General features: G+C 61.6%; 24 protein-coding genes and 1 riboswitch. Of the genes, 9 read left to right on the forward strand and 15 right to left on the reverse strand.

The annotated features are described in order from the left end of the window. Nucleotides 1-45: 45 nt before the first annotated feature. From ACJ8HH_RS07680 to ACJ8HH_RS07695, 4 genes are all read right to left on the reverse strand, one after another. On the reverse strand, nucleotides 46-969 hold the full coding sequence (locus tag ACJ8HH_RS07680) for a LysR family transcriptional regulator (protein ID WP_033648309.1): 924 nt from the start codon (nucleotides 967-969) through the stop codon (nucleotides 46-48). A 141-nt stretch (nucleotides 970-1,110) separates the two neighbouring features. After that, entirely contained in the window at nucleotides 1,111-2,580 is a 1,470-nt protein-coding gene (locus ACJ8HH_RS07685; RefSeq protein WP_033638493.1) for a pyridoxal phosphate-dependent decarboxylase family protein, read from the reverse strand. An 18-nt stretch (nucleotides 2,581-2,598) separates the two neighbouring features. After that, nucleotides 2,599-3,981 (reverse strand): diaminobutyrate--2-oxoglutarate transaminase, encoded by a 1,383-nt coding sequence (locus tag ACJ8HH_RS07690; protein ID WP_072010260.1) that lies wholly within the window; start codon nucleotides 3,979-3,981, stop codon nucleotides 2,599-2,601. 506 nt (nucleotides 3,982-4,487) lie between these two features. Next, nucleotides 4,488-5,708 carry an NADH:flavin oxidoreductase/NADH oxidase family protein gene (locus ACJ8HH_RS07695; RefSeq protein WP_039566141.1) on the reverse strand — a complete coding sequence of 407 codons (1,221 nt, stop codon included), beginning with the start codon at nucleotides 5,706-5,708 and terminating at the stop codon, nucleotides 4,488-4,490. Nucleotides 5,709-5,779: 71 nt separating this feature from the next. Between ACJ8HH_RS07695 and ACJ8HH_RS07700 the strand changes: the two genes are divergently transcribed. Continuing rightward, nucleotides 5,780-6,202, forward strand: coding sequence for a MerR family transcriptional regulator (locus ACJ8HH_RS07700; protein ID WP_039566138.1), 423 nt, complete (start codon nucleotides 5,780-5,782; stop codon nucleotides 6,200-6,202). Here the strand turns inward: ACJ8HH_RS07700 and eno are convergent. From eno to ACJ8HH_RS07715, 3 genes are read right to left on the reverse strand one after another with little or no spacing between them, the layout of a single operon-like run. After that, complete coding sequence (eno, locus tag ACJ8HH_RS07705) at nucleotides 6,189-7,472, reverse strand: phosphopyruvate hydratase (RefSeq protein ID WP_043147464.1); 1,284 nt, start codon at nucleotides 7,470-7,472, stop codon at nucleotides 6,189-6,191. The two genes, ACJ8HH_RS07700 and eno, sit on opposite strands and share 14 nt — an antisense overlap. 17 nt (nucleotides 7,473-7,489) lie before the next feature. Continuing rightward, nucleotides 7,490-7,918 carry a universal stress protein gene (locus tag ACJ8HH_RS07710; protein ID WP_033648314.1) on the reverse strand — a complete coding sequence of 143 codons (429 nt, stop codon included), beginning with the start codon at nucleotides 7,916-7,918 and terminating at the stop codon, nucleotides 7,490-7,492. A 3-nt stretch (nucleotides 7,919-7,921) separates the two neighbouring features. Further along, nucleotides 7,922-8,887: a DHHA2 domain-containing protein gene (locus ACJ8HH_RS07715; protein WP_060451570.1), complete on the reverse strand. Its 966-nt coding sequence runs from the start codon at nucleotides 8,885-8,887 to the stop codon at nucleotides 7,922-7,924. Between the two features lie 40 nt (nucleotides 8,888-8,927). Beyond that, nucleotides 8,928-9,003: riboswitch (Fluoride riboswitch) on the reverse strand. A gap of 180 nt (nucleotides 9,004-9,183) precedes the next feature. Here ACJ8HH_RS07715 and ACJ8HH_RS07720 point away from each other — a divergent pair. The 6 genes from ACJ8HH_RS07720 (at nucleotide 9,184) to ACJ8HH_RS07745 (ending at nucleotide 15,868) form a co-directional block, all read left to right on the forward strand. Next, on the forward strand, nucleotides 9,184-11,064 hold the full coding sequence (locus ACJ8HH_RS07720) for a diguanylate cyclase domain-containing protein (RefSeq protein WP_033634542.1): 1,881 nt from the start codon (nucleotides 9,184-9,186) through the stop codon (nucleotides 11,062-11,064). Between the two features lie 71 nt (nucleotides 11,065-11,135). Further along, nucleotides 11,136-11,984: an AraC family transcriptional regulator gene (locus ACJ8HH_RS07725; RefSeq protein WP_060451571.1), complete on the forward strand. Its 849-nt coding sequence runs from the start codon at nucleotides 11,136-11,138 to the stop codon at nucleotides 11,982-11,984. Nucleotides 11,985-12,036: 52 nt separating this feature from the next. Beyond that, nucleotides 12,037-12,444, forward strand: a complete 408-nt coding sequence (locus ACJ8HH_RS07730; protein WP_033634544.1) for a DUF2000 domain-containing protein — start codon at nucleotides 12,037-12,039, stop codon at nucleotides 12,442-12,444. 341 nt (nucleotides 12,445-12,785) lie between these two features. Next, entirely contained in the window at nucleotides 12,786-13,103 is a 318-nt protein-coding gene (locus ACJ8HH_RS07735; protein ID WP_015377878.1) for a cupin domain-containing protein, read from the forward strand. A 351-nt stretch (nucleotides 13,104-13,454) separates the two neighbouring features. Beyond that, nucleotides 13,455-14,246 (forward strand): AraC family transcriptional regulator, encoded by a 792-nt coding sequence (locus ACJ8HH_RS07740; protein ID WP_033648318.1) that lies wholly within the window; start codon nucleotides 13,455-13,457, stop codon nucleotides 14,244-14,246. Between the two features lie 86 nt (nucleotides 14,247-14,332). Continuing rightward, nucleotides 14,333-15,868, forward strand: coding sequence for a phospholipase D family protein (locus tag ACJ8HH_RS07745; protein ID WP_033648319.1), 1,536 nt, complete (start codon nucleotides 14,333-14,335; stop codon nucleotides 15,866-15,868). Nucleotides 15,869-15,927: 59 nt separating this feature from the next. On the opposite strand, the gene ACJ8HH_RS07750 is transcribed toward ACJ8HH_RS07745, so the two are convergent. Further along, on the reverse strand, nucleotides 15,928-16,815 hold the full coding sequence (locus ACJ8HH_RS07750) for an SDR family oxidoreductase (protein WP_048321572.1): 888 nt from the start codon (nucleotides 16,813-16,815) through the stop codon (nucleotides 15,928-15,930). Between the two features lie 115 nt (nucleotides 16,816-16,930). Here ACJ8HH_RS07750 and ACJ8HH_RS07755 point away from each other — a divergent pair, with 115 nt between their 5' ends. Beyond that, on the forward strand, nucleotides 16,931-17,851 hold the full coding sequence (locus tag ACJ8HH_RS07755) for a LysR family transcriptional regulator (RefSeq protein ID WP_033648321.1): 921 nt from the start codon (nucleotides 16,931-16,933) through the stop codon (nucleotides 17,849-17,851). On the opposite strand, the gene ACJ8HH_RS07760 is transcribed toward ACJ8HH_RS07755, so the two are convergent. From ACJ8HH_RS07760 to ACJ8HH_RS07790, 7 genes are all read right to left on the reverse strand, one after another. Beyond that, nucleotides 17,848-18,723, reverse strand: coding sequence for an efflux RND transporter periplasmic adaptor subunit (locus tag ACJ8HH_RS07760; protein WP_033648322.1), 876 nt, complete (start codon nucleotides 18,721-18,723; stop codon nucleotides 17,848-17,850). The two genes, ACJ8HH_RS07755 and ACJ8HH_RS07760, sit on opposite strands and share 4 nt — an antisense overlap. Nucleotides 18,724-18,730: 7 nt before the next feature. Further along, on the reverse strand, nucleotides 18,731-18,943 hold the full coding sequence (locus ACJ8HH_RS07765) for a DUF1656 domain-containing protein (protein ID WP_033648323.1): 213 nt from the start codon (nucleotides 18,941-18,943) through the stop codon (nucleotides 18,731-18,733). 1 nt (nucleotide 18,944) lies between these two features. Beyond that, on the reverse strand, nucleotides 18,945-20,882 hold the full coding sequence (locus ACJ8HH_RS07770) for an FUSC family protein (RefSeq protein ID WP_039566119.1): 1,938 nt from the start codon (nucleotides 20,880-20,882) through the stop codon (nucleotides 18,945-18,947). Further along, on the reverse strand, nucleotides 20,879-21,343 hold the full coding sequence (locus ACJ8HH_RS07775) for a MarR family winged helix-turn-helix transcriptional regulator (RefSeq protein WP_033648325.1): 465 nt from the start codon (nucleotides 21,341-21,343) through the stop codon (nucleotides 20,879-20,881). Before ACJ8HH_RS07775 ends, ACJ8HH_RS07770 begins: the two co-directional genes overlap by 4 nt. Before the next feature lie 156 nt (nucleotides 21,344-21,499). Continuing rightward, nucleotides 21,500-22,360 carry an oxidoreductase gene (locus ACJ8HH_RS07780; protein WP_033648326.1) on the reverse strand — a complete coding sequence of 287 codons (861 nt, stop codon included), beginning with the start codon at nucleotides 22,358-22,360 and terminating at the stop codon, nucleotides 21,500-21,502. A gap of 27 nt (nucleotides 22,361-22,387) precedes the next feature. Further along, complete coding sequence (locus ACJ8HH_RS07785; protein WP_033648327.1) at nucleotides 22,388-23,254, reverse strand: oxidoreductase; 867 nt, start codon at nucleotides 23,252-23,254, stop codon at nucleotides 22,388-22,390. Then, nucleotides 23,251-24,309 carry an MBL fold metallo-hydrolase gene (locus ACJ8HH_RS07790; RefSeq protein ID WP_060451572.1) on the reverse strand — a complete coding sequence of 353 codons (1,059 nt, stop codon included), beginning with the start codon at nucleotides 24,307-24,309 and terminating at the stop codon, nucleotides 23,251-23,253. Before ACJ8HH_RS07790 ends, ACJ8HH_RS07785 begins: the two co-directional genes overlap by 4 nt. 166 nt (nucleotides 24,310-24,475) lie before the next feature. On the opposite strand from ACJ8HH_RS07790, the gene ACJ8HH_RS07795 reads away from it, so the two are divergent. Then, entirely contained in the window at nucleotides 24,476-25,408 is a 933-nt protein-coding gene (locus ACJ8HH_RS07795; RefSeq protein WP_060451573.1) for an AraC family transcriptional regulator, read from the forward strand. Nucleotides 25,409-25,420: the final 12 nt, after the last annotated feature.

The following is a 25,420-nucleotide window of genomic DNA, read 5'->3' on the forward strand; positions in this document are numbered from 1 at the left end:
CTGGATCACTCGACGTCAGTAATGCAAAATCTAGTGACATTGTCACTATTCGCGAAACGGTTCCTGCACGCGCTGGCGACAGACCGACAACACCAGCTGCCGCAGCCAGCGGTGATCCGCCTCGGCCTCCAGGCGCGGGTGCCACATTTGCGACACGGTAATGGGCGGCGTTTTCACCGGCAGCTCAAAGACGCGCAGCGGGCCCTCGGCCGGTTGAGCGTGCAGGAAGGAGGCGGGCAACAGCGCCAGCAGGTTCGAGGCCTGCGCCACCGCCAGCGCGGCCGGAAAACTCGGCACCACGGCGGCAATCTGGCGCGTCAGCCCCAGCTCCGCCAGCGCGGCGTCTACCGGCCCGAGAATGCGCCCGCTGCGCGAGGCCACCACGTGGCCGCAGGCGGCGTAGTCGGCGGCGCCGATCTCCGGCTGCTGCGCAAGCGGGTGCGAGGTTCTCATCACGCCGACGAAGCGATCGCGGAACAGCGCCTGCAGGCGGATTTCCGGGCCCATGTCACCCAGCACGCCTATCTCCAGATCGACCAGCCCTTCACGCAGCGGGCGGTCGCTTTTCTCCGGTTTGGGCGCAAAGCGCAGCCGCACCCGCGGCGCCTGTTCGGCAGCGGCGGCGATCAGCGCCGGGCCGAAGGCTTCGACGAAGCCGTCGTTGGCGCGCAGCGTGAAGGTACGATCCAGCTCGGCGGGATCCAATGCTCCCTGCGCCGGGCGCAGCAGCGCACGGGCTTCGAATGCCGTATTTCGCGTCCGCTCGCGCAGCGTTTCGGCATAGGGCGTCAGCACCATATGACGGCCGGCGCGCACCAGCAGGGGATCGCCGGTGGCCGCGCGCAATCGGCTGAGGGTGCGGCTCATCGCCGAAGCGCTTAAACCGAGACGCCGTGCGGCGCCGACGACGCTGCCCGCCGTCAGCAGCGCATCGAGCGCGATCAACAGGTTGAAATCAGGGTCGGTCATGCGTGCGTATCCTGTGGCGCTGGAATGAGAGAAGGCGTTTGATGCAGTATATCAGCGTAAACGCTGCGTCTCCTGCGATCTGATGAGCAATAAAAAAGCCGATAACGCAAGTTATCGGCTTGAGTGGTACACTGCGCGGCGTTACGCTGGCAGCTGCTGCGCGGTTTTCTCGACCAGCGCCAGCAACAGCTTGATGTCTTCCAGCGTCACGATCGGGTTCAGCAGCGTCATCTTCAGGCAGGTTACGCCATCGAATTCGGTCACGCCGACATTGGCGCGGCCCGATTCCAGCAGGGCGTCGCCGATGCGCTGGTTGAACAGGGCGACGGCCGCGTCGCCGTTCGCCGCCAGCTGCGCCGGACGGTAGCGGAACAGCACGCTGGCCAGCTGCGGCTGCATCACCAGTTCCAGCGATTCCTGATCGGCGATGTAACGCGCTACCTGTTGCGCCAGCGTCACGCCATGATCGATGATCTCGGCGTATTGCTTCTGCCCCAGCGCCTCCAGCCCCATCCACAGCTTCAACGCATCGAAGCGGCGGGTGGTCTGCAGCGACTTGGACACCAGGTTCGGCACGCCTTGCGCTTCGTCGAACTCGGAGTTCAGGTAGGCCGCCTGATAGCGCATCAGCTCGTAGTGACGCTCGTCTTTCAGCAGGAAGGCGCCGCAGCTGATGGTCTGGAAGAACTGCTTGTGGAAGTCCAGGGTAATGGAGTCCACCAGTTCCAGGCCGTCCAGGTAGTCGCGGTACTGCTCGGAAAGCAGCAGCGCGCCGCCCCAGGCCGCATCCACGTGTACCCAAATCTGCTGCTGCGCCGCCAGCCGCGCGATGTCGCGCAGCGGGTCAATGGCACCGGCGTCGGTGGTGCCGGCGGTGGCGACAATCGCCATCACCTGCTCGCCGTTGGCCTTGGCCTGCGCCAGTTTTTCCGCCAGATCGTTCACGTCCATGCGGGCGAAGCGATCGGTTTTCACCAGGGTGACGGACTGATAGCCGAGGCCCATCAGCGCCATGTTCTTCTGCACCGAGAAGTGGGCATTTTCAGAACAGAACACCTTCAGCTTGCGCAGATCGCCCACCAGGCCATCCTGCTGCACGGAGTGGCCCTGACGCGCGAAGAATGCATCGCGCGCCAGCATCAGCCCCATCAGGTTGCTCTGGGTGCCGCCGCTGGTGAACACCCCGGCGTCGCCGGGCTGGTAACCAACCTGGGCGCGCAGCCATTCGATCAGCTTCATTTCGATCAGCGTGGCCGACGGGCTCTGATCCCAGGAATCCATGCTCTGGTTGGTGGCGTTGATCAGCACTTCGGCGGCCTGGCTTATCACCAGGCTCGGGCAGTGCAGGTGCGCCACGCACTGCGGGTGGTGCACCGACAGGCTGTCTTTCAAAAAGTACTCGATGGCGCGATCGATCGCCGCCTGGTTGCCCAGGCCTTGCGGGGTGAAGTCGAGCTTGATGCGCTCGCGCAGTTCGGCCACGCTTTTGCCCTGATACATCTCGGGCTGTTGCAGCCACTGCACGACGGCTTCACTGCTCTGCGCGATCGCCTGGCGGTAAGCCTCGGCGCTGTGCGCCGAGGAAGCCAGAATCGGGTTTAACTTGGACATCGCGGTCATTCGCTCCAATCAGACTGGCTTGACGCCGGCGGCCAACAGCGCCTGCTCAAATTTATCGAGGAAAATACCCAGCTCATCGTTGGTGATCAGCAGGGAAGGCAGCAGACGCAGCACGCAGCCATTGCGCCCGCCGCGCTCCAGGATCAGACCGGATTCGAAGCACTTTTTCTGCAGCAACGCGGACAGCTCGCCATCGGCCGGGTAGCAGCCCATGTGATCCTGCGCTTCGTTCGGCTTGACGATCTCGATGCCGATCATCAGGCCCAGGCCGCGGACGTGACCGATCACCGGATACCGTTTCTGCAGCTCGGCCAGTTTGCCTTTCAGCCATTCGCCCTGCGCGGCCACTTTGTCGGCGACCTGGTGCTCTTTCAGGTATTGCAGGGTGGTCAGGCCGGTGGCCATCGCCAGCTGGTTGCCGCGGAAGGTGCCGGTGTGGTGACCCGGTTCCCAGGCGTCGAACTCTTTCTTGATGCCCAGCACCGCGAGCGGCAAGCCGCCGCCGACCGCTTTCGACATCACGATGATGTCCGGCTCGATGCCCGCGTGTTCGAAGGCGAACAGCTTGCCCGTACGGGCGAAACCGGCCTGAACTTCGTCGATGATCAGCAGAATGCCATGCTCCTGCGTCACTTTGCGGATGCGCTGCAGCCACTCGGCCGGCGCCGGGTTAACGCCGCCTTCGCCCTGAACGGCTTCCAGGATCACCGCCGCCGGTTTGCGCACGCCGCTTTCCACGTCGTTGATCAGGTTGTCGAAGTAGTAGGTCAGCGCCTTGACGCCGGCTTCGCCGCCGATGCCCAGCGGGCAGCGGTATTCATGCGGGTAAGGCATGAACTGCACTTCCGGCATCATGCCGTTGATCGCCGCCTTCGGCGACAGGTTGCCGGTGACCGACAGCGCGCCGTGGGTCATGCCGTGATAACCGCCGGAGAAGCTGATCACGCCAGAACGGCCGGTGTGCTTTTTCGCCAGCTTCAGCGCGGCTTCCACCGCATCGGCGCCGGACGGGCCGCAGAACTGCAGGCAATATTCTTTGCCTTCGCCCGGCAACAGAGAGAGCAGGTAATCGGAGAAACGATCTTTTAACGGGGTCGTGAGATCGAGAGTATGTAACGGCAAGCCGCTGGTAATGACATTTTGGATGCTTTGCAGGACGTCGGGGTGATTATGTCCAAGAGCCAACGTTCCCGCCCCGGCCAGGCAATCAAGATATTGATTATTCTCAACATCAGTGATCCAAACGCCCTGGGCTTTCGCAATTGCCAACGGCAATTTGCGCGGATAACTCCTAACATTCGACTCAAATTCGGCTTGGCGCGCCAAATAGGTTTCATTGTTTCCGTTTAATGAGTTTGCAACTAAAGTATCAATACGGACTTTATCCGTCATCATATCTCTCCTACAACCGAAGGTCTCAAGACGCAACGATTGAATTAATGAATTAGAAAAGTAACTGCCTTGTGAAAAGCGCGACCAATATATGGCTTTTTCGCCTGGGACTCAATAGCCGATTTTGTTTTGAATTGTTTAGTTTTTTCTTAGGCTCATCAATATGTTGTTGATTTGTTGACCGTTGGTTTTGCCGGCAAAAAACAACATTTCTTTAACATTGCGTAAAAATGCTTTTCTGCTTTCCTTTGGCTGCTTCTTTAATGCATTTATTATTAAGGTGAATTTCCGATTAATAACATAAATAGAAAATAGCGGCTTATTTTCATCTATTCACCACCTTAAGTCCTAAAGCGGTTATATACACAGAATTTGTGATGAATATAAGCAGCCGAGCGTTAAAAGCGCAGTATCCAGAGCGGTGATTTCTTGCAGATTTTACGTAGCGCGATCAAAAAAGCGGGATTTTTGTGCGGCCGCCGGCGTGTTTGCCGGCGCCGCGGTCATTAACGTTGCCGTAACCAGGCGTGGTAACGCTGCAGGATACGGCGGGTACGCCACTGATCGACGACCAGCGTGAACAGCGGCGAGTAGCGCACATTGCGCGGCCGATCGTCACTCAACGCGCGCATCCGGCGCTTGACCAACGCCATGCGGGCGAGCGACGCCATCACCTTGCTGCGCCAGGTGATCGGGGCAGGCAGCGCATGGGGGGCCGCGCCGGTTTGCCAGCGCCGCGGCAGATCGGGCACTTCCGCCATGGCGGTAGCGATGCCGACGACCGCGACGCCGCTGTCCAGCACCCGCTGCGCCACCGACGGGCGGGCGATGCCGCCGGTGGTCATCACCGGCATGTGCGCGACGGCGGCAAGATCGCGGGCAAAGGTCAGAAAATAGGCTTCGCGCGCCAGAGTGCGGCCGTCCGCCGTGTCGCCTTGCATCGCCGGGCTTTCGTAGCTGCCGCCAGACAGTTCGATCAGATCGACCGGCAACTCGTTCAACATCAGCACCACCTGGCGGGCATCGTCCGATGAAAAACCGCCGCGCTGGAAATCGGCGGAGTTCAGTTTGACCGCCACGCAAAATTCCGGCGAGACGCGCTCGCGCACCGCACGCACTACCTCCAGCAGCAACCGGGCGCGGTTCGCCAGCTCGCCGCCCCAGCGATCGTTGCGTTGGTTGGTCAGCGGCGAGAGAAACTGGGAAATCAGATAGCCGTGCGCCGCGTGGATCTCCACGCCGGTAAAACCGGCCCGTTCGGCGGCGTGCGCGCTGGCGGCGAAGCGCGCGATCACCTCGGCGATCTGCGTTTCATCCATCGCCTGCGGCTGGGCGAACAGCTTGCTGTGCTTGCCCATCGCCAGCGGGATGGCGGAGGGCGCCCACGCGTTACCGCCCATGTTCGCCATCACCTGCCGGCCCGGGTGGTTAAGCTGCATCCACACCTGCGCGCCGCCCTGGCGCGCGGCCTTGGCCCAGGTTTCGAACGGGGCGAGCGGCGTGTCCTGTTCCAGCACCACGCCGCCGGGGCCGGTCATGGCGCGGCCGTCGATCATCACGTTGCCGGTGATGATCAAGCCGGCGCCGCCTTCGGCCCAGTAGCGGTATAAGCGCCACAGCGCCGGGCCGGGCAATTGGCCCGGGGCGGCCAGATTTTCTTCCATCGCCGCCTTGGCCAGACGGTTGGATAAACGGCTGCCGTTGGGCAGTGTCAGTGGGGTAAACATCGGTTTGCGCTCCTGTCGTACGGGGAATGGCGCTATACTAGGTTTAAAGTTAACTTTAAGGTCAATAGGGCATGAAGATCGGAGAATTGGCGCAGCGCGCCGGCATGGCCGCCTCGGCGATACGCTACTACGAGCAGTTGGGGTTGTTGCCGAAACCGGTGCGCGGCGTCAACGGCTATCGGGTGTACGGCGACAGCGCGCTGGAGCGTTTGCATCTGATCCAAATCGGCCAGAATCTGGGTTTTTCGCTGCAGGCGATCCAACGCGTGCTGGCGCTGCAGGGCAGCGCTTATGAGGATGGGTTGATACGTGGCGTCGATGAACGGCTGGCGGAGATCGAGCTGATGATGGCCACGCTGAATGAGCAACGAGAAACCTTGCTGACGACCCGGCTGACCTTATTGGCGTCCGGTGTCGCCGGGCTGTGCCAAGCCAAGGGCGAAAAACAGGCCGAAGCATCGCCGGCCCGGCCGGCAAAGCTTAGCGGCGTTTAAAGGCGGAACGCCCGGCATACACCGCCGAGGCGCCCAACTGATCTTCGATGCGCATCAGCTGATTGTATTTTTCGATGCGCTCGCCGCGGCTCGGCGCGCCGGTTTTCAGATGGCCGGCTCGCATCGCGACCGTCATGTCGGCGATAAAGCTGTCGACGGTTTCACCGCTGCGGTGCGAGATAAAGGTGCCCCAGCCGTTCGCCTGGCAGAGCTGTACGGCGGCGAAGGTTTCGCTCAGCGTGCCGATCTGGTTCAGCTTGATCAGCGCCGCATTGGCCAACCGTTCATCAATCCCGCGCTGGATGTATTTCACGTTGGTGACGAACAGATCGTCGCCGACCAGCTCCACCTGGTCGCCCAGGGCGTCGCTCAGAATACGCCAGCCGGCCCCGTCGTCCTCGGCCAAGCCGTCTTCAATCAGCACGATGGGGAAATCCTGCACCAGCCGTTGGTAATAGGCCGTCATCTGGGCTGCGTCCAACTCGAGGTTCTCGCTGCGCAGGCGGTACTTGCCGTCGGCGTAGAATTCGCTCGAGGCCGGATCCATGCAGATCGCGATATCTTCTCCCGGCCGGTAGCCGGCTTTCTCTATCGCCTGCACGATCAGCTCGAGCGGCTGGCGGTTTGAAGCGACCGCCGGCGCAAAACCGCCTTCGTCACCGACGCCGACCGACAGGCCTTTTTCCAACAGGATTTGGCGCAGCGCCTGATAAACTTCACTGCCCCAGCGCACGGCCTCGCGCAGCGACGGTGCGCCCAGGGGGGCTATCATAAACTCCTGAAAGTCCGCCCCTTGCCAGCGGGCGTGCACGCCGCCGTTGATGATATTCATGCAGGGCACCGGCAGCAGATTGGCGCCGATGCCGCCCAGATAACGATACAGCGGCAGCTGCGACAATTGCGCCGCGAGGCGGGCGGCGGCCAGAGACACGCCGAGCAGGGCGTTGGCCCCCAATCGGCTTTTGTTCTCGCTGCCGTCCAGCGCGATCAGCCGGCGGTCTATCTCCGCCTGTTGGCGCACATCCACTCCGCGCAACGCCTCGTTGATCGCCGTTTTGACGCTGTGCACCGCCTCCAGTACGCCTTTGCCGCCGAAACGGCGCGGATCGCCGTCGCGGTGCTCCACCGCCTCGCGCGATCCGGTGCTGGCTCCCGAAGGCACCGAAGCCCGGGCCACGACGCCCGCCGCGCTCATGTCGACTTCGACGGTCGGGTTGCCGCGCGAATCCAGGATCTCTCTGGCGGTTACGCTTTCAATCTCATAGCTCATGGGGGTGTCACCTCGTTCTAGGGAGTGGGAACGTGTTTTATCAGCACGTCGATGGATAAATGGTTGATGAATTCGAAACCGAAGGAGGCAAAGACGCCAAACGGACGGTTCTGATGGCCGAGCAACAAAAGATCGACGCCTTCACGGGCAATCAGGGCTTCGACGTCTTTGAAGCGATGGATGCTGACGATTGCGCGCACCTCCAGGGGGATTGAGCAGTCTTCCACCAGGCGGCTGAGCATGGCTTTGGCGGCGATCACCTCGCTGGACTGGCGATCTTTGGTTTGCGCATCGCTGAGGTAGTCCAGCTCGGCATAGTCGGCGCTGATGTGCGCCACGGTAATGCGCGTATTCATCTGCTGATTGAGGCGTTCGGCATGGCGCAACAGCAGCCGGCCGTCGCGTTCATCCTGTACCAGCAGTAAAGCATGTTGATAGAGCGGCATGACTTATCTCCCTGCGTTAGCGATCTGGAGGGTTAACCACGGTAAAACCTCTTTTTTTCGGCTCGTCATACCGGGCAGCGATACCTGACGAATGCCGAGCACCCGGTTCGACGAGAAATACAGGGTGGAGCGGCGGCGGGTGATATCGGTGACCAATAGTGGAGCCATCTCCAGCCCGGCTTCCTGCTTCGCTTGTTCAAGCGCCTGTTGCAGTGCGGGCAACAGCGGATCGATGTCGCTCATGGCCCGCACTTCTATCTGCGACAGCAGCAGCGAGACGCTATGGATGCGGTAATCCTTGGCGTCGCGGTGCAGCAACTGCGCGGCGGATTGCCCCGAGAGATCGGTTTTGGCGGCCAGCAGCCCGGCGGTGAAGGCGTCATAGTCGACGTGAGAGATTGCGCGTAACCGGGTGACCGCCAGCCGATCCTGTTCCGTGGTGGTTGGCGCACTGAGCGCGACGGTATCGCTCAGGATGGCGCCCAGCAGCAGCGTGGCCTGGGCGGCGTTAAGTGGCATTGGCTTTTCTGTCGTCAGGATCTGCAGGATCACGGTGGCGCAACAGCCGACGGCGCGCACCCAGACATCGGGCGGGTTGCGGGTGACTAACGTGCCCAGCCGGTGATGGTCGATAACGCCGACCACGTCGCTGTCGAGCAATGAGGCCGGGCCTTGTTCGATATCGGTAAAGTCGACCAGCCAGACTTTGCGGTCACGAAGATCGCCTTTCAGCAGCGCAGGCGCCTGTACGCCGGCGGCAGCCAGTATGTAGCGGGTTTCCGGCGTCAGGTCGCCGAGGCGGAAAGCCACGGCCGGTTTGCCGAGGTGATTGAGCCAGTCCGCGACCACCAGCGCGCTGCAGATGCTGTCGCTGTCGGGATTTTTATGGCCGAAAACGTACAGGGGCATTTCCCGCGCGACGGCATCGGGCTGGAACGGAAAAGGGGTAAGACGTGAGATTTCATTCATAGCGACTCCTGACATACCTGCCTAAAAAATAAAGCGAAGTTGTATATCAGGCGTCATCATCCGGTTCGAGTGAACGCGGCGGTTGGGAAAGGTGGAACACCATCACCTTGTGAACGACTGTAGCGCAGCGCGGGGGTAAACGCAACGGCCGGCAAAGCTGGCGAGAATGCGCAATCGGATTGATACTGAGTGAGTCTATGATGGACAAGGATATTTGTCGCTGACCGACGGATAGGGCGAACGGACTCACGCCGGCTGGCTGCGCCGGATCCGTGGGTGACACAATGGGAGACAACATGCTCGAACCCTGCTTCCCCGAAAACGAAGCCGAACGCCTGTCGGTATTGAATTCGCTGAACGTGCTGGATTCAAACTCGGTGGAAAAACTGGATCGCATCACGCGGCTGGCGGCGAAATACTTCGGCGTGACCATTGCGCTGGTGTCGCTGATCGACCGGGATCGCCAATGGTTTTTATCGCGCTACGGTCTGGATGCCCGGGAAACGCCGCGCAATATCTCGTTTTGCGGCCATGCGATCTTGCAACGCGAAGCGCTGGTGGTGCCCGATACCGCCAACGACCCGCGCTTTTTCGATAATCCGCTGGTGATCGGCGGGCCGAGGATCGGTTTCTACGTCGGGCAGCCGCTGCTGTCGCTCGACGGGTTGCCGCTCGGCACCCTGTGCATTATCGACAGCCACCCGCAGCCGTTTTCCCCGGAACAACTGGCCGATCTGCATGATTTCGCCGCCGTGGTGGAGGAGTATCTGCAAAGTATTGAGCGCCACGTCTATACCGAAAACCTGAAGTCCGACCTGCAGCGCACGGAGGCCCTGTTCGAACAGACCTTCGCCCAGGCGGCGGTAGGGATGGCGCTGGTTTCGCTGCAGGGGTATTGGCTGCGGGTGAACCCGCGCATCTGCGAAATGCTGCACTATTCCGAGCGCGAACTGATGGATCGCACCTTCCAGGACATTACCTATCCGCTCGATCTCAATACCGACCTGGAAAAGCTGCAGCAGCTGTTGAAAAATGAAATCAGCACCTACTCGATGGAAAAACGCTATTTCCGCGCCGACGGCTCGATCGTTTGGGTGCAGCTGACGGTGGCGCTCAATCGCTTGCCGAACGGCAAACCGGACCATTTCATCTCGGTTATCGTCGATATCAGCGAGCGCAAGGCGGCCGAGGCCGATCTGTTCGCGTTGCAGCATGAGCTGGAGGAACGCGTCGAAACCCGCACGCGGGAGCTGAACGTGGTGGTCAAAAAACTCAACGAAGAGATTGAAACCCGCGTGCTCGCCGAATATCAGCTCAGTGCGGAGAAGGAGCGTCTGCGCGCCATTACCGACAACATGCCGGCCTTAATCAGCCAGATCGACGGCAATGAACGCTACCTGTTCGCCAACAGCGCCTACAAAACCTGGTTCGGTCTGGAGGAGTCCAGCCTCAGGGGGATGACGGTGCGTGATTTCATGGGGGAAAGCGTTTATCGGATAGCAAAACCGATGATCGAACGGGCCCTCGCGGGCGAAATGGTGAGTTTTGAGAATGAGCTGCAGACCCGGCAGGGGCTGCTGATGATCCACACCACGCTGGTGCCGTGCGAAGCGCAGGGCTTTTACATTCTCGCCATGGACATCACCGAACTGAAGCGGCTGCAGCAGCGGCTGGAATATGACGCGACCCACGACATGCTGACCGGATTGACCAACCGCCGTGCGTTTCTGCGCCGGTTGTCGGGCACGCTGCAGGCTTGTTGCCATCAGCGGCAGATGGCGCTGCTGTTTATCGATCTCGACGGCTTCAAAACCCTTAACGACAGCTATGGCCATGATTTCGGCGACGCGATCCTGAAAACCTTCGCCACGTTGCTCAGCGCCTGCGCCGGCGAGCGCCACAGCGTCTCGCGTCTGGCCGGTGACGAGTTCACGGTGATCCTGTGGCCGTTGACGGATCCGCGGCGCGAGGTCAGCGAGTTTTGCGAAAACGTGTTGGCGCAACTGGCCACAATTACGCAGATCGGGCCGCAGAAGGTACGGCTTTCCGCCAGCATCGGCGCGGCCATTTCCCCACGCGGCGATGTGACGGAGGAGATGCTGCTGACCCGCGCCGACGGCGCGATGTATCAGGCGAAATCGGCCGGGAAGGGCACTTACGCCATCTGCGAGCTGTGAGCGTGCAACCGCGGCGGTGTCAGGGTAAGCTGTTTTTTCTTTTCCTGTGAGCAGAACTCCGGACTGATTGCATGGCGTCAAATCATCAACATAAAGACTGGCTCGAATTGCGACGCGATGACGAAACCGGTATTGAGAGCGTCAACGCTCACTTTCAGGGGCATGCCTACGATCCTCACGATCATGATGAAATGCTGGTGGGCGTCACGCAGCAGGGCTTGCAGCGTTTCCATTGCCACCGCTCGCTGCATACCAGCCGGCCGGGGCGCGCCATGCTGATCGAGCCGGGCGCGGTGCACGATGGCCATGCGCCGCAGGCCGAGGGGTTTACCTATGCGATGCTTTATCTGCCGCAGCGCTGGGTCTCCGACGCGATGAGCCGCCGCGGATTGGGGGACGCTTCGGTGCTGGAAGGCGCCTTCCACAGCACGTTGACCGACGATCCGATGCTGGCGACCGCGATCCACCAGGCGTTTTTTGCGTTGCATCAGGGGGAAGGCCGGCTGGCGCGCGATCAAAGCCTGGATCAACTGCTGACGCTTTTGGCACGGCATATTCGCGTTCGGCCAACTTCCCAAAGCGATGACGCTTTAATTGAGATGAATCGCTTGCGGGACTATTTGCACGAGCACATGGCGGATAATCCCAGCCTGGATGAACTTGCTCTTCAGTGCGGCCTGGACCGTTTCCGCCTGACTCGCCAGTTCACCCGGGCTTTCGGCCAGTCGCCGCACGCTTATTTGGTTCGGTTGAGGCTGCGGGCTGCACGCTTGCTGTTGGCGCAGGGGGAAGAACCGGCGCAGGTCGCCATGCAGGTGGGTTTTGCCGATCAGAGCCATTTGGGCCGCTGGTTCCAGCGCGCCTACCGATTATCGCCGGCGGCCTATCAACGCCAGTGCACAAACGTTCTATACTGTTGACATGCCATCTCCGATGATGCGCGTTTAACAGCACAACGGAGTAGAGCGAAATATGTTTGATACCAAGATAGCGTTTATCGTGCGTGACGATCTGCCGACCTGGCAGCGGCTGAACGTGGTGGCCTTTCTGGCGACGGGCATCGCCGCCGCGGCTCCGGAAATCATCGGCGAGCGTTACGTGGATGCGCAGGGCAGACGCTACGGCGCCATTTCCGGGCAGCCGATGCTGATTTTCGCCGCGGATCTGCCGGGCCTGCAAAATGTGCATCGCAAAGGATTGGAGCGGGAATTAACGCTGATCCCCTATGTGCACGCCATGTTCGCGACCGGGCACGATGAAGCCAACCGCCAGGTTTTTCTCGCTGAAGACGCGGACAATCTGGATTTGGTCGGCCTGGCGCTGCGCGGGCCGAAGAAAGCGGTGGATAAGGCGATAAAAGGCCTGGCGCTCCACGGCTAGGGCTGGAAAGTGCGCCGCCCGGCGGCGAAAGCAGGGGGCCAGCCCCATGCCGTCTGAATGGCGGCATGGTGGCTTTGGCGGCAACACTTGAATGAGGTTCGGGCATCATTAAATGATAAGAACCGCGGTTTTTTGCGCCGTCGGCGAGGCTCTTATATATTTAGTAGCATGCCTGAGGCAGGTTAGGCATGAAACGGCGGTCGGTCGGGCCGCTGCAAGTACGACAGTTAATCCGTTCGCCAAGAGGCTGCGAGCCTGTGCTTTCGGTAGGGACAGCCGCCAATCGTTTTTACGGCGACCGAAGGCGGAGCAGCTACTCACAGGTCACGAGGACACTTACCATGCATAAGAGAACACTGGCGTCACTGCATTACGAAAACATGCCTTACGATGGGGTACACTTTCATATTTTGAAACGGGAAACGCCTGGCCATACGGCGTTGCTGAAGCTGGATGCGGGCAGCCGGCAACCGGCGCGTTTTCATCCGGGCTGGGTGAAACTGATGGTGCTGAGCGGTGAACTGAAGGTTGACGATCAGACGTTGCAACCCCATGAGATGTTAATCATTCCTGCCAATACCGCCTATACGGTACAGGCCATTACGGAAGTGATTTGTCTGGCGATTTCCGAGCTGGACGGCGCCGAGTTGGCCCGTTGATGAAATAACAACTCTGGATGGAGGAGAGCCTAGGCGCTCTCCCTATCCCTTCAGCATTAAGCCGCCCCCCCGGGCTGAGCTGCCTGCTGATTGATACGTATACCTCCTGATTATGCCACCGCGCTTTCCCTATCCATCACTTTCGGCCACGTCGCCCCCGCAACGAGCCGCCATTGCGCAGCGCATGCGCAACGCCTGCGTTTTACGCAGAACGATGAAATTTTGGTGTAAATAGTGAGTTTCTTCGCATAAGGCCCCTGGTGTGGCTTGCGACAGCGTCACTATATGGAGGATCATGCGGCCTCTCTATCAAATAAAAGACATTCGCGTTATCAAAAGGGACAAACGACCATGGGATTCGAAGTCGACAACGCCGAAACGAAACGCATCGACCTCAGCAGCCACGAAAACTCCTCGTTCGAGGTGACGGGGCTGGTGAAACACTATCCGGCGGGCTTCGTCATTCCTTACCACTCGCATAGGCGCTGCCATTTGCTCTATTCGCAGCAGGGCGTTATGGCGGTCGAGGCGAGCAGCGGGCGCTGGATCGTGCCGCCCACCACCGCAGTCTGGCTGCGGCCGGGGGTAGAGCATCAGATCGTCATGCAGAGCAACATCTGCGTTTACGGGATTTTGGTCGATGAAATCACCGCCGCGCGTTTGCCGCTGCGCGACGGCGTCTTGCAGGTCTCACCGCTGCTGCGAGAGCTGATCGCTCAGCTGGCGACGCTGGCGCCCGAAGGGACGGAGACCCAACGCAATGCGCTGCTCAGAGCGTTGTTCCTTGAGGAGTTGAGCCTGCAGCCGCAGCTGGCGCTGCACCTGCCTTGGCCGGCAGAGGCGAGAATGGCCGAAATTTGCCGGCAGTTGGTCATCACGCCGGCCGACGATCGCGGCATTGAAGCCTGGGCCGATTCACTGTCGATCAGCGCAAAGACTTTTCAACGCCATTTCAGCCAACAAACCGGCATCACCTTCGGCCAGTGGAAACAGCGCCTACGGCTGCTGTCGTCCATTCCGCTGCTGTTGGCCGGCAACTCGATCATCCATGCCGCCTTCGAAAGCGGTTACGAGAGCCACAGCGCCTATTCGGTGGCGTTCAAAAAACTGTTTGGCGTTTCGCCTTCGCGCTTTACGCTATAGCCTTATGGCATAGCGCGCTTCTCCTATAGATTGAAGCAACCTAATGACGTATAAAGCAAAGCAGTCAACCTCCGAGGCCGCTTCCCGTGATAAAAATTGTCGTGTATCTGATTCTCGCCGTGACGATCGCCATTATTGCGGCCAGAGTCATCTTTCGTTTGCCGAATATCTCCCAGCGTCTGCCGCAGGCGGCATTGCCGGCGGATCCTGCCGCCCAGCTGCCGGCGCGCGCCGCCGAACTGATGGCGGCGCATCCGGGCCTGAGCGGCGTGGTGCCGCTGGCCAGCGGGCACGATGCGTTCGCCAGCCGCCTGGCATTGGCGCGGATGGCGGAAAGGTCGATCGACGCCCAGTACTACATCTGGCATAACGACACCTCCGGGCAGATCCTGCTGAAAACCCTGTATGACGCCGCCCAACGCGGCGTTCGCGTGCGGCTGCTGCTGGACGATAACGGCGTCGCCATGGACGAGACCCTGGCGGCGCTGAACGCCCAGGAAAACGTCGAGATCCGCCTGTTCAACCCATCAACCGTGCGCACGCCGAAGCTGGCCGGCTACGCCTTTGACTTTATGCGCATGAATCGGCGCATGCATAACAAGTCTTACATCGTCGACGGCGCCGTGGCGATCATCGGCGGCCGCAACATTGGCGACGAGTATTTCCAGGTCGGCGACGAAAACTATTTCCTCGATCTCGACGTGCTGAGCGTCGGCAACGTGGTGGCAGAAACGGCGGAGGTCTTCGATCGCTACTGGAACAGCGCGTCGGTGTTCGGCGTTGAGCAGATTATCCGTGGCAAAGGTAATCTTTCTGCCTTCCTGACGCAGGCCACCGCGACCGAAAGCAGCGAGCGGGCCCGCAAATTGGCGGTGCAGCTGGAAACCAGCGCGGTGCGCTTTCGCGATGGCGCCGTCCAGCCGGAATTCACCCAGGTAGAGCTGGTGGCCGACGATCCGGCGAAAGGGCTGGGCAAGGCGTCGCGCGATCGGTTGATGGTGACGCAGCTCGGCAAGATCATCGGCGGCGTCGGCCGGCAACTGGATCTGGTTTCCGCCTATTTCGTGCCGGGGCGGGAAGGGGCGAGCTTCTTTGAATCGCTTGCCAAACAGGGGAAGTCCATACGCGTGCTGACCAACGCGATGAACACCACCGACGTGCTGGTGGTGCATGCCGGCTACGCCAAATACCGGCGTGAACTGCTGCAGGCGGGCGTCGAACTGTTCGAGCTGAAGCTGCGCGCCGGTCAACCGACCGGGCGCAAGGAACTCAAGCCGCTGGGGCTGTCCGGCGCGGCGCTGCACGCGAAAACCTTCGCCATCGATGATAAGCGGGTGTTTATCGGTTCGTTCAATTTCGATCCGCGCTCGGCGCACCTGAACTGCGAAATGGGCTTCTTGATCGACAGCCCGACGCTGGCGGCCGACACTCGCCAACTGTTTGATGGCCCGCTCGAGTACGCCGCCTACCGCCCGGTATTGACGCCCGAGGGCAAAATGGTGTGGAAAGAAGCCTTCGAAGACGGCCACACCGAGGTGCATCAGCAAGAGCCCGGCGCCGGTTGGGTAAAACGCATTATTCTCACCGTGGCCGGCTGGCTGCCGATCGAGTGGATGCTGTAACGGCACGGCGGGAGGGAAACGGAAGGTTCGCTGGTTTTGGCCGGCGAACCTTGCGAGGCTCAGTAGGCCAGCTTGTCACGGTGCTTGCGGATAAACGCCCTTAGCCGCATCGGCTCTCTGCCCGCGATCTGCGGGAAATTATCGAAAACCTCATCGACGCCTGGGATATCGCGCGCCGCCATGCGGCGAAAATTGTCGTAGACGCAGCTCATGTAGGCCATTTCGGCGCCCGTCGCGCGCATCTCATCCAGAAAAACCTGCGGATCTTGCGCTTCATAGCGGAACGGCTGCCCCAGCTCTTCCGTCATCATGGCAGCGATCTCGCCGTAGGATTTAACGTCATAGCCCATGCGGTAGGTTTGGCCGCCGTGCCGCTCGGGGTGCAGCAGCGCCAGCGCCGCCGCCTGCGCTACATCGTCGCCGTCCACCCAGCTGAACGGCGCATCGCCGGTATATTGCCGGATCACGCCGTTTTTCACCGCCGGTACGCCGTCGTAGTTGAGCAGGTTCTGCATAAAGCACTCCGGCCGCAGGTGGGTGAAAGAAAATCCCGACCACTCGATGTAACGCTCGATGAGCTGGTGCCAGGCCCAGTGCGCGACGCTGGTGTCGTCACGGCCGCAGGCGCCGAGGTGCACGACATGCCGTACGCCGGCCTGGCGCGCGCGATCGAGAAACACCTTGCTTTGCCGCAGCATGTCCACCGTGTAGCCGGTGGCCAGAAATACGCGCTCGATGCCGGCCAGCGCCGGTGCCAGCGTCTCTTCCCGATCAAAATCGAGCTGGACGGTGCGGATACCCAGTTTTTCGAAGGGCGCCGCCTTGGCGGGAGAGCGCACGGCGGCAACCGGCTCGATCTCTGCCTGGGATTGCAAAAGACGCAGGGTCGCACCGCCTATCTGGCCGGTGGCGCCGGTGATCAGGATCTGGGGCTTCTTGTTCTTCATAACTTACCTCTTGCGGTTTTTAACGCTGTGAGGGAAAGTCTATCGGAATAAAAATCATGATTTGCGCTATAAATTACCGAGTTGCGGGAACTAAATTCATCAATAAGGCAGGGGAATGTTTTCTTCCGAACGTCTCAAAGGGATCGGTCTGTTTGTTTGCGTGGCCGATATGGGCAGCTTTACGCTGGCGGCGGAACGCATGAACCTGACTGCCTCCGCCGTCAGCAAAGGGATCGCCCGGCTGGAAAGCCGATTACAGACGAAGCTGTTCCAGCGCACCACGCGGCGGCTGGCGCTGACCGACGCCGGCACCCAATTTTATCGCACCTGTACCGGCGTGCTGGCCGAGCTGGAAGAGGCCGAACTGGCGATGCAGGCGGAAAGCGCCGAGCCGCGCGGCAGGGTGCGCATCGATCTTCCCGCTTCCTTTGGCCGTTTGCATGCGCTGCCGGTGATCTTGCGATGTATTGAGGATCACCCGTTGCTGGTGCCGCATATCACGTTTACGGACCGTTTCGCCGATCCGGTCAGTGAAGGCATCGATATCCTGGTGCGTATCGGCGGTTCAGATGTGTGGCCAAATACGCTGGGGCATCACTACCTTGGTAAGCAGCGGCATATCTTCTGCGCCGCGCCCGGCTACCTGAAGCGCCAGGGTGAACCCACCACCGCTGCTGAATTGGCGCATCATCACTGCGTGCTGTATCAGGAAAACGACGGCGTGCAGACACCCTGGCATTTCTCGGGAAGCGGTGCCCAGCCGGTAGAGCGAAGAACGTTGACGCCGCGGGTGGCCATTGGCGATGCGGAGGGGCAACTGACGGCGGTGCTGGCGGGGCACGGCATTGCCCAGTTACCGACCTGGCTGGTCAAACGGCAGCTAGAGGAGGGGGCGTTGGCCGAGGTGTTGCCGCATCTGGCGACCGACGGCCTGCCGATCAACGTGGTCTGGCTGAAAAGCCGCCGGGCGCAGCCGAAGGTCAGCGCTTTACTGCAGGCGCTGATCGCCGGTTTGACGCCGGAGGGACAGGCTTAATGAGTTTCGCTTAAACTGACCGTCGCCGTGCGGCCGGCGATCAGCTCGACGCCGTGGGGAATGGTGTCGATCGCGATGCGCACCGGGATGCGCTGCGCCAGACGGATCCAGCTGAATGTCGGGTTGACGTTGGCGAGCAGATTGCCGGCGGCGGTGGTGCGCTCGCTGTCGTTGATGCCGGCGGAAAGCCCGTCGACGTGGCCATACAGCGGCTGCCGTTCCCCCATGATGCGGATCACCACCTTGTCACCGTTCTGGATGCGGCCCAGCTTGGTCTCTTCGAAGTATCCGGCGATGTAGAAACTGTTGGAATCCACCAACGCCATGATCGGCTGACCGGCGGTCGCGTAAGCGCCGGGGCGCAGGGAGAAGTTGGTGATCACGCCATCCACCGGCGCATAGAGATCGGCGCGCTGCAGGTTGATGCGCGCCAGCGCCCGATCCGCCAGGGCCTGATCCAGATTGGCCTTTGCCAGCGATTGGGCATCGCGGCGATTGTCGCGTTCCTGCTGTGAAATAGCCGACTGCAGCGCCTGATAGCGCCGGTTTTCGCGCTGGGATGACGCCAACTGGACGTTGGCGCGTTCAACGGCGGCCTCGGCCTGATCCAGCGCATTGCGCAGCCGTACTTTGTCCAGGCTGAGCAGCAGCTGCCCTTTATGCACCACCTGGTTGTCGTGAATGTGCACGGCGTCCACCTTGCCGGAAACATCCGTGGCCAGCGGCACCACGTCGGCGCGGATCTTGCCGTCGCGCGTTTGCGGGGCATAGGTGTAATAGAGATAAAGCTGCCACAGCACGCCTGCCGCGATCAAAACGGCAATCAGGGTCAGCGCGGGGCGCAGCAGAACAAGGGTACGTTCACGAAACATGGGGTCCTCAGGGGGTGGTAAGCCATTTCAGGCCGTGGAAAAACAGCCCGGCCAGAATAAGAAACAGGGCGGTGTCGAACAGCGGGCGCTGCGCGACCCAGCGATAGACGCCTACCGCGCTGAGCGTCCAGGAAAGCGCCATGCGCGAGAAGAATGCGCACACCAGGCACAGCAGCAAGGGCGAGATGAACACGCCGTCAATGTTGATTTCACCGATCATGTCAGGGATTCCAGTGCAAAGCCGTGGGGAAGTGCAGCAGCCGTAGCCGGGTAAGCGGCCGCATCGCGCGCCGATCGTTCTGCCGCCAGGCCTGTTGCAGACCGACGTCGATCTGGCCCAGCAGCGCGGAGGGGGCCTCGGCGTGCAGAGAAAGTTGGCGGAACGCCGCCGGCAGACCGGCGTTCGGCGAAGCGCCAGGGCTGAGAGCGCCGGCCTGCTGCAGACGAATCAGGTCGATAGCGGTTTTTAAGCGCATCAACAGCTGTGGGCTGCGATCGGCTTGTCCAACGGCGGCCAGGCGGCTACCCAGCGCGGTGATGCGATCCAACGCGCGGGCCTGATAGCGCTGTAAGTCGCGCTCCGTGACGTGGCGATTGAGGCGCAGCATCTCTTGCGCATCCTGCCGCATCAGCCGCGCCACCACCTGATCGGTGCCCCAGCGGCGGAAAAGCGCGGCGCACAGGAATGCGAAATAGACGCCGATCAGCGTGCCGGTAGTGCTTTCCAGATACAGCCCCATATTGTTCGGCGCATAGTGCCCCTGAAAGTTGACGTTGCTGAGCGACAGGGCGATCGCCAACGTCGCCAGCGGGTTGCTCGCCGCCCACACGCCGAGCGGCAGCAAAAACAGCCCCATCACGATCAGGAAACTGCCGTAATCCCCGGCCAGCGGCAGCAGCACATAGCTGAGCAGGGCGCCGAGGGCCATAGCGATAGCGGCGAAGCGGCCAAAAGTGGCGATGGTGGCGCCGGGATTGTCGCCGGCGCCGAAGAAGGCGATGGCCACGATCCCCATCAGCACCATATTGGTGCCCTGTTCCCAGCCGGTGAAATACCAGAGGCCGCACAGCAGGGCGTAGGTCGTCAAAATTCCGGCGAACATGCGCACCGCCATGCCGATATCCGGCGGCGGCGAGAAGACGCGGCTGCGCATCATCTGCGCCTGCAGCGCCGCGGGCAGCGGCTCGCCGTCCAGGAATGCGTTCAACTGCTGTACCTCGGCCCACAGCGTTAACCACTGCTCAACCTGTTCAGCCAGCTCGTCGACGATCAGCGTTTCCCACGGCGACAGCGACGCCGCAGGCGGCAACAAGCTTACCGAGGGCGCAGCGTGCGGTGCGGGTTCAACGGCCTGCCGCCGGACCTCATTCAGCCACGGCTGCAGGCGGGGGCGCAGACCGACCGGCAGTGCGGCGATGCTGCTGCCGATGGCCGAGAGCAGCGGCACGATTTGCAGTACGCGTTGCTGTATCGAAATCGCCGCCTGACGGGTGGGCTTATCGACCGAACTGTCATAGCCAAGGGTGGTCATCATCTGATTGAACGAGGCGATGTCGCCCAGCAAACGGATACGGTCCGCGTCGGCCTGGGCGTCGCTGCCCTTGCCGTCGAGGCTGTCCTCCTGCCAACGCGCCAGGTCAGCCAGCCAGCCTTTCAGCCGCGTGCGCAACACCGGCGCCAGCGACGATGGGAATAGCACGCTGTCTACCAGCGTCACCGCCAAAATACCCAGGCAGATCTCCGTCACCCGCGTGACGACCATAGTGAACATCGTGTCCGGGTGATTGATGTAGGCGATGGCGACCAGCATCATGGTGATGGCGCCCAGCTGGAAAAAGTAAGCGCGTGGCGTGCGATCGAGATAGGAGAGGCCCAGCATCAGTGACGATGACAGCCCAGCGGCGACGATCAACAGCACCGGCGTGTTGCTAAGCCAGGCCGAAAGGCCCAGCGTCAGCACGCCGGCGAACAGCGTGCCGCAAAAACGGTAGGTGGCGCGGGCGCGTACGGCGCCGCTGACCGGATTGCTCAGCACGCAGCAGGTCACCATCGCCCAATAGGGATTTTGCAGGCCGATGCTTTCCGCCAGCGCGAAGGCCAGCATGGCGGAAATAAACAGTTTCGCGGCGTACAGCAGCTGCGGTTTACCGATTTTCATGGCTCATTGCCGGCCTGTTGCAGATAGTGGCCTGCGCGCTCTTCAAACAGGCGCAGAATGCGCGTAGCGGTTTCAATATCTTCCAACAGCACGTCGTGCATCAGCTCGACTCGCAGCTTATCGGCCGCGGTTTCGACCTTTTTGGCCAATTCGGCGCCGGCGGGCAGAATGCGCAGGGTTTTAAACCGACGATCGCCGGCCGACTCCTGCCGCTCGAGGAAGCCTAACGCGGCGGCCTGATCCAACAGACGCACCAGCGCACCGGGATTGACGCCGACTTCTTCCGCCAGGTCGCGCTGATTGATGCCCTGCGGATTGCGATGCACCAGAACCACGACGGTAGCCAACGACATGGAGATGCCGGATTTGGCGATCGCCAGCGTCGCAGCCTGTTTCCACACCCGGCGAACCGGTTGCAGGGCGTTGGTGAGGGCATAGAGGGATTTTTCTTTCGATGACATGGGATACCTCGGCAAACAGTGTATATAGGTTAAATGGCAACAGTTGCTTTGGCAATTAGTTTTGAACGCTCGACTGAGAAACAAAAGGTAAGACATACGTGACGACGTCACATAAAACAAACGGGCTACATAGGCAGCCCGTTTGAAAGGTGGGTATTACAGCGCCTGAACGGGATTCATCGCAGCGCCGGGGAAGGCCGTATCTTCACCGCGTTCACGCCAAGGCGCCAGATCGCGGCTGCGGGAGGCTACCGCGCTGTCCCACAGCTGATACGCGTCCTTACCGAGCATCAAACGCACCGGCGGGGTGGCGCTGGCCACCATATCGACGATCACGCGAGCACCCTTAACCGGATCGCCCATCTGTTTGCCGTTCTGCGTGCGGTAATACTCCACCATGCCGGCATCCAGTGGCGCATAGGCCGCGATTTCGCGTTCGGCCTTCATGGCGGCGCTGCTGGCGAAACCGGTACGGAAGGCGCCCGGCTCGATCAGCGTGACGTGGATCCCCAGCGGCTTGACCTCGTGGTGCAGCGCTTCGGTAAACCCTTCCAACGCGAACTTGGTGGCGTTGTACAGACCGCTGCCGGGGAAGGCCACCAGGCCGGCGATGCTGGTCAGATTGAGAATATGGCCGGACCGTTGAGCGCGCATCTGCGGCAGCACTTCACGCGACAGCTCGGCGGCCGCGAAGAAGTTCAGCTCCATCTGGGCGCGGATCTGTTCGGAAGTGAACTCTTCCAGCGCCCCGTAAGAACCGGCGCCGGCGATGTTGGCCAGTACGTCGAGGCGGCCGAAGGTTTCTACGGTCTTCTTCAGGGCGGCGGCGCGAGCCACAGGATCGGTCACGTCCAGCTGCAGAGCCAGCGCGCGTTCGCCGTGGCCGGCGGCGATCGCCTGCAGCGGCGCCAGGCGGCGGGCGGTGAGCACCACGTTGTCGCCCTTGGCCAGCACGGCCTCAGCCAAAGCCTGGCCGAAGCCGGAAGATGCGCCTGTAATAAACCAGGTTTTGTTCATATCGAGATTCCTCGTTATCGTGGAGAGTTACAGTTGAATTTCAGTGAGTTCTGCGCCATCAAAGGCGGTGTCTTCGCCCCGTTCGCGCCAGGCGTTAAGTTCCTGCTGGCGTTTGGCGAGGGTGGTGTCCCACATGGCGTAAGCGTCGCACCCCAGCATCAGGCGCACCGGCGGAGCCGTGAGAGTGACCAACTCCAGCATGCGCTGCGCCGCTTTGGCGGGATCGCCCATCTGTCGGCCAGCGGACTGCGCCAGGTAGGTTTCAAACGGTGCAATCGACGGGCGGTAGGCCTCGATGCGCTGCGTCGGCCGCATGTTCACGTCGCCGGCGAATTCGGTGCGGAAGGCGCCGGGCTCGACCAGGGTCACGTGGATCCCCAGCGGCCTGGCCTCGATGGCCAGCGACTCCGTCCAGCCTTCGAGGGCAAATTTCGCCGCGCAATAGGGGCCGGCGGCGTTCATCGCCACCAGACCGGCGATGCTGCTTACGGTGATCACGTTGCCGCTGCCCTGGCGCCGCATCTGCGGCAGCACGGCGCGGGTCATCTCCGCCGCCGCAAAGAAATTCAGCTCCATCTGCTCGCGCAGCTGTTCGAGGCTGAACTCTTCGCAGGCGCCGGCTACACCGCGCCCGGCCAGGTTGGCCAGCACGTCGATGCGGCCGAACCGCGCCAGGGTATCGGCGACCGCCTTATCGCGCGCGGCGGCATCCGTGACGTCCACCGCCAAAGGCAGCACGCGATCCTCCTGGCCCTTAGCCAGCGCCTGCAGGCGGTCGAGACGGCGGGCGGTCACCACCACCCGATCGCCGTTGGCGATGGCCGCTTCCGCCAGGGCTTTGCCCAGGCCCGACGAGGCGCCGGTGATCAGCCACACTTTATGGTCATTGTTCATTTCAGGTTTCCTGCGAATAAATAAAACGGCGCTTGGCGCCACCAACGGCTGCCGGGGTGCGGCCGAACGATATCGACACGTTCGCCGATCATCGGCGTCGCGACCTGCACGCTAGAGGTAGCGGCATGGCGCAGTACCTGGTCGAACGGGTCTTGCCAGGCGTGCATCGCCAGATCGAAGGTGCCGTTATGGATCGGCAGCAGCCAGCGGCCGAGCAAATCCCGGTGCGCCTGCACGGTTTGCTGAGGGTGCATATGCACATAGGGCCAGCGTTTGTCGTAGGCGCCGGTTTCCATCAGCGTCAGGTCAAAGGGGCCAAAACGGCGGCCAATCTCGGCAAAACCGGTGAAATAGCCGCTGTCGCCGCTGAAGAACACCCGCAGCTCATCGTCTTCAATCACCCAGGAACACCACAGCGTGCGGTTGCCGTCGGTCAGGCTCCGGCCCGAAAAGTGCTGGGCCGGGGTAGCCGTCAGCCGCAGGCCGTCGATTTCCGTGCCTTGCCACCAGTCGAACTGGCGGATTTTGTCCGGCGCCACGCCCCAGGCCGCCAGGCGATCGCCCACGCCGAGCGGTGCGACGAACTGGCCCACCTTGCCGTCCAGCGCCCGAATGGCGGCCTGGTCCAGATGGTCGTAATGATCGTGTGAGAGGATCACGGCGCGGATCGGTGGCAGCTCCTCGATCGCGATCGGCGGCGCGTGAAAGCGTTTTGGCCCGGCGAACGGCAGCGGCGATGCCCGCTCGGAGAACACCGGATCGGTCAGCCACCATTGGCCGCGCAGCTTGAGCAACACCGTGGAATGCCCCAGACGGTACAGGCTACGATCGGGTGCCGCCTCAAGCTCGGCTCGCGACAGGCGCTGAATCGGCACCGGCGTCGCCGGCACCGTGCCTTTGGGCTTGTTGAAAAATACGTCCCACCACACGCGCAGGGTGGACTCGGGCAGGTCACCCGGCGCCGGCGGCCGCTGATTGTTAAAGCGCCGATCGCGCCATTGTGGCGATGAAGCATAGCCGCCCGCTGTCGGGCGCAATTTGGAACAACGGCTCAAAGTCAGAATTCCTTCAGCACAGCAATGGATGATTCGGGCAGCGGCGCGGTTCAGGTCGCCTTTGCCCGCACGACGCGATAAAACTTGTTGTCAAGAATAAGCCTTGAGAGACGGACGATCCATGCGCTAAAGTACTTGTTTGTTTATCAAGAGTACGGATTTCATCATGGACCCGCTGTCAGACGTGTTGTCGCTGCTGCAACCCCAAAACCAGTTTTACGCCGGTTTCGACGCCGCCGGGGACTGGTCGTTCGAGTTTCCCCCTCATGAAGGCATCAAATTCACGGCGGTGATGCGCGGCGCCTGCTGGGGCATGACCGACGATCTGGCGCAGCCGATCCATTTCCGCGAAGGGGACTGCTTTTTACTGAACAGTCGGCGGCGCTTCAGGGTCGCGTCCGATCCGGCGTTGCCGCCGCAGGGAGGGGAGCAGATCATGGCCGAGGCGACGCGCGACGGTATCGCCGTGCATAACGGCGGTGGCGAGGTCTTTTTGATCAGCGGGCGTTTCGGTTTTTCCGGCCAGCATGCGGCGCTGCTGTTTGATGCGCTGCCGCCGATCATCAATATCCCCAAAGCCTCGAGCCAGGCGGGCGTTTTGCGCTGGACGCTCGAACAGTGGACGAACGAGTTGCGTCACCCGCAGCTCGGCGGTGCGCTGATGTCGACCCACCTGGCGCACTTGATGCTGGTGCAGGTGTTTCGCCAGTTCCTCGAAACGGCCCATGGGCTGCCGAAAGGTTGGTTTCTGGCGCTGACCGACCGCCAGATCAGCCTGGCGATCGCCGCCATGCACGCCGAGCCGGCGCGCAACTGGACGCTGGAAGAGCTGGCCCGCATCGCCGGCATTTCCCGCACCGTATTCGCTCAACGTTTCAAAGGGCTGGTTGGCAGCACCGCCATGGAATACCTCTCGCGTTGGCGTATGCTGCAGGCGGCAGATCGCCTGCGGGCCGGTAAAGAAAACGTCGCGTCGATCGCCTACTCGTTGGGATACGGCTCGGAAAGCGCGTTCAGCACCGCCTTCAAGCGGGTGATGGCGCAGTCGCCGTCGCAGTATCGGCGGCAAATGCCGGCCGAGGCGAGTGAACCGGAGTGAAAGGGGGCGCAG

The sequence above is a fragment of the Serratia sp. CY32780 genome, assembly GCF_052169135.1.
GTDB lineage: Bacteria > Pseudomonadota > Gammaproteobacteria > Enterobacterales > Enterobacteriaceae > Serratia > Serratia sarumanii.

Coding starts and splice junctions, on each gene's coding strand:
- ACJ8HH_RS07755 (WP_033648321.1), top strand. CDS start 16,931: ATGTTTTCTTCCGAACGTCTCAAAGGGATCGGTCTGTTTGTTTGCGTG.
- ACJ8HH_RS07795 (WP_060451573.1), top strand. CDS start 24,476: ATGGACCCGCTGTCAGACGTGTTGTCGCTGCTGCAACCCCAAAACCAG.
- ACJ8HH_RS07725 (WP_060451571.1), top strand. CDS start 11,136: ATGGCGTCAAATCATCAACATAAAGACTGGCTCGAATTGCGACGCGAT.
- ACJ8HH_RS07720 (WP_033634542.1), top strand. CDS start 9,184: ATGCTCGAACCCTGCTTCCCCGAAAACGAAGCCGAACGCCTGTCGGTA.
- ACJ8HH_RS07760 (WP_033648322.1), bottom strand. CDS start 18,723: ATGTTTCGTGAACGTACCCTTGTTCTGCTGCGCCCCGCGCTGACCCTG.
- ACJ8HH_RS07685 (WP_033638493.1), bottom strand. CDS start 2,580: ATGTCCAAGTTAAACCCGATTCTGGCTTCCTCGGCGCACAGCGCCGAG.
- ACJ8HH_RS07700 (WP_039566138.1), top strand. CDS start 5,780: ATGAAGATCGGAGAATTGGCGCAGCGCGCCGGCATGGCCGCCTCGGCG.
- ACJ8HH_RS07710 (WP_033648314.1), bottom strand. CDS start 7,918: ATGCCGCTCTATCAACATGCTTTACTGCTGGTACAGGATGAACGCGAC.
- ACJ8HH_RS07735 (WP_015377878.1), top strand. CDS start 12,786: ATGCATAAGAGAACACTGGCGTCACTGCATTACGAAAACATGCCTTAC.
- ACJ8HH_RS07750 (WP_048321572.1), bottom strand. CDS start 16,815: ATGAAGAACAAGAAGCCCCAGATCCTGATCACCGGCGCCACCGGCCAG.
- ACJ8HH_RS07695 (WP_039566141.1), bottom strand. CDS start 5,708: ATGTTTACCCCACTGACACTGCCCAACGGCAGCCGTTTATCCAACCGT.
- ACJ8HH_RS07740 (WP_033648318.1), top strand. CDS start 13,455: ATGGGATTCGAAGTCGACAACGCCGAAACGAAACGCATCGACCTCAGC.
- ACJ8HH_RS07775 (WP_033648325.1), bottom strand. CDS start 21,343: ATGTCATCGAAAGAAAAATCCCTCTATGCCCTCACCAACGCCCTGCAA.
- ACJ8HH_RS07780 (WP_033648326.1), bottom strand. CDS start 22,360: ATGAACAAAACCTGGTTTATTACAGGCGCATCTTCCGGCTTCGGCCAG.
- ACJ8HH_RS07765 (WP_033648323.1), bottom strand. CDS start 18,943: ATGATCGGTGAAATCAACATTGACGGCGTGTTCATCTCGCCCTTGCTG.
- ACJ8HH_RS07770 (WP_039566119.1), bottom strand. CDS start 20,882: ATGAAAATCGGTAAACCGCAGCTGCTGTACGCCGCGAAACTGTTTATT.
- ACJ8HH_RS07785 (WP_033648327.1), bottom strand. CDS start 23,254: ATGAACAATGACCATAAAGTGTGGCTGATCACCGGCGCCTCGTCGGGC.
- ACJ8HH_RS07690 (WP_072010260.1), bottom strand. CDS start 3,981: ATGACGGATAAAGTCCGTATTGATACTTTAGTTGCAAACTCATTAAAC.
- ACJ8HH_RS07680 (WP_033648309.1), bottom strand. CDS start 969: ATGACCGACCCTGATTTCAACCTGTTGATCGCGCTCGATGCGCTGCTG.
- ACJ8HH_RS07715 (WP_060451570.1), bottom strand. CDS start 8,887: ATGAATGAAATCTCACGTCTTACCCCTTTTCCGTTCCAGCCCGATGCC.
- ACJ8HH_RS07730 (WP_033634544.1), top strand. CDS start 12,037: ATGTTTGATACCAAGATAGCGTTTATCGTGCGTGACGATCTGCCGACC.
- eno (WP_043147464.1), bottom strand. CDS start 7,472: ATGAGCTATGAGATTGAAAGCGTAACCGCCAGAGAGATCCTGGATTCG.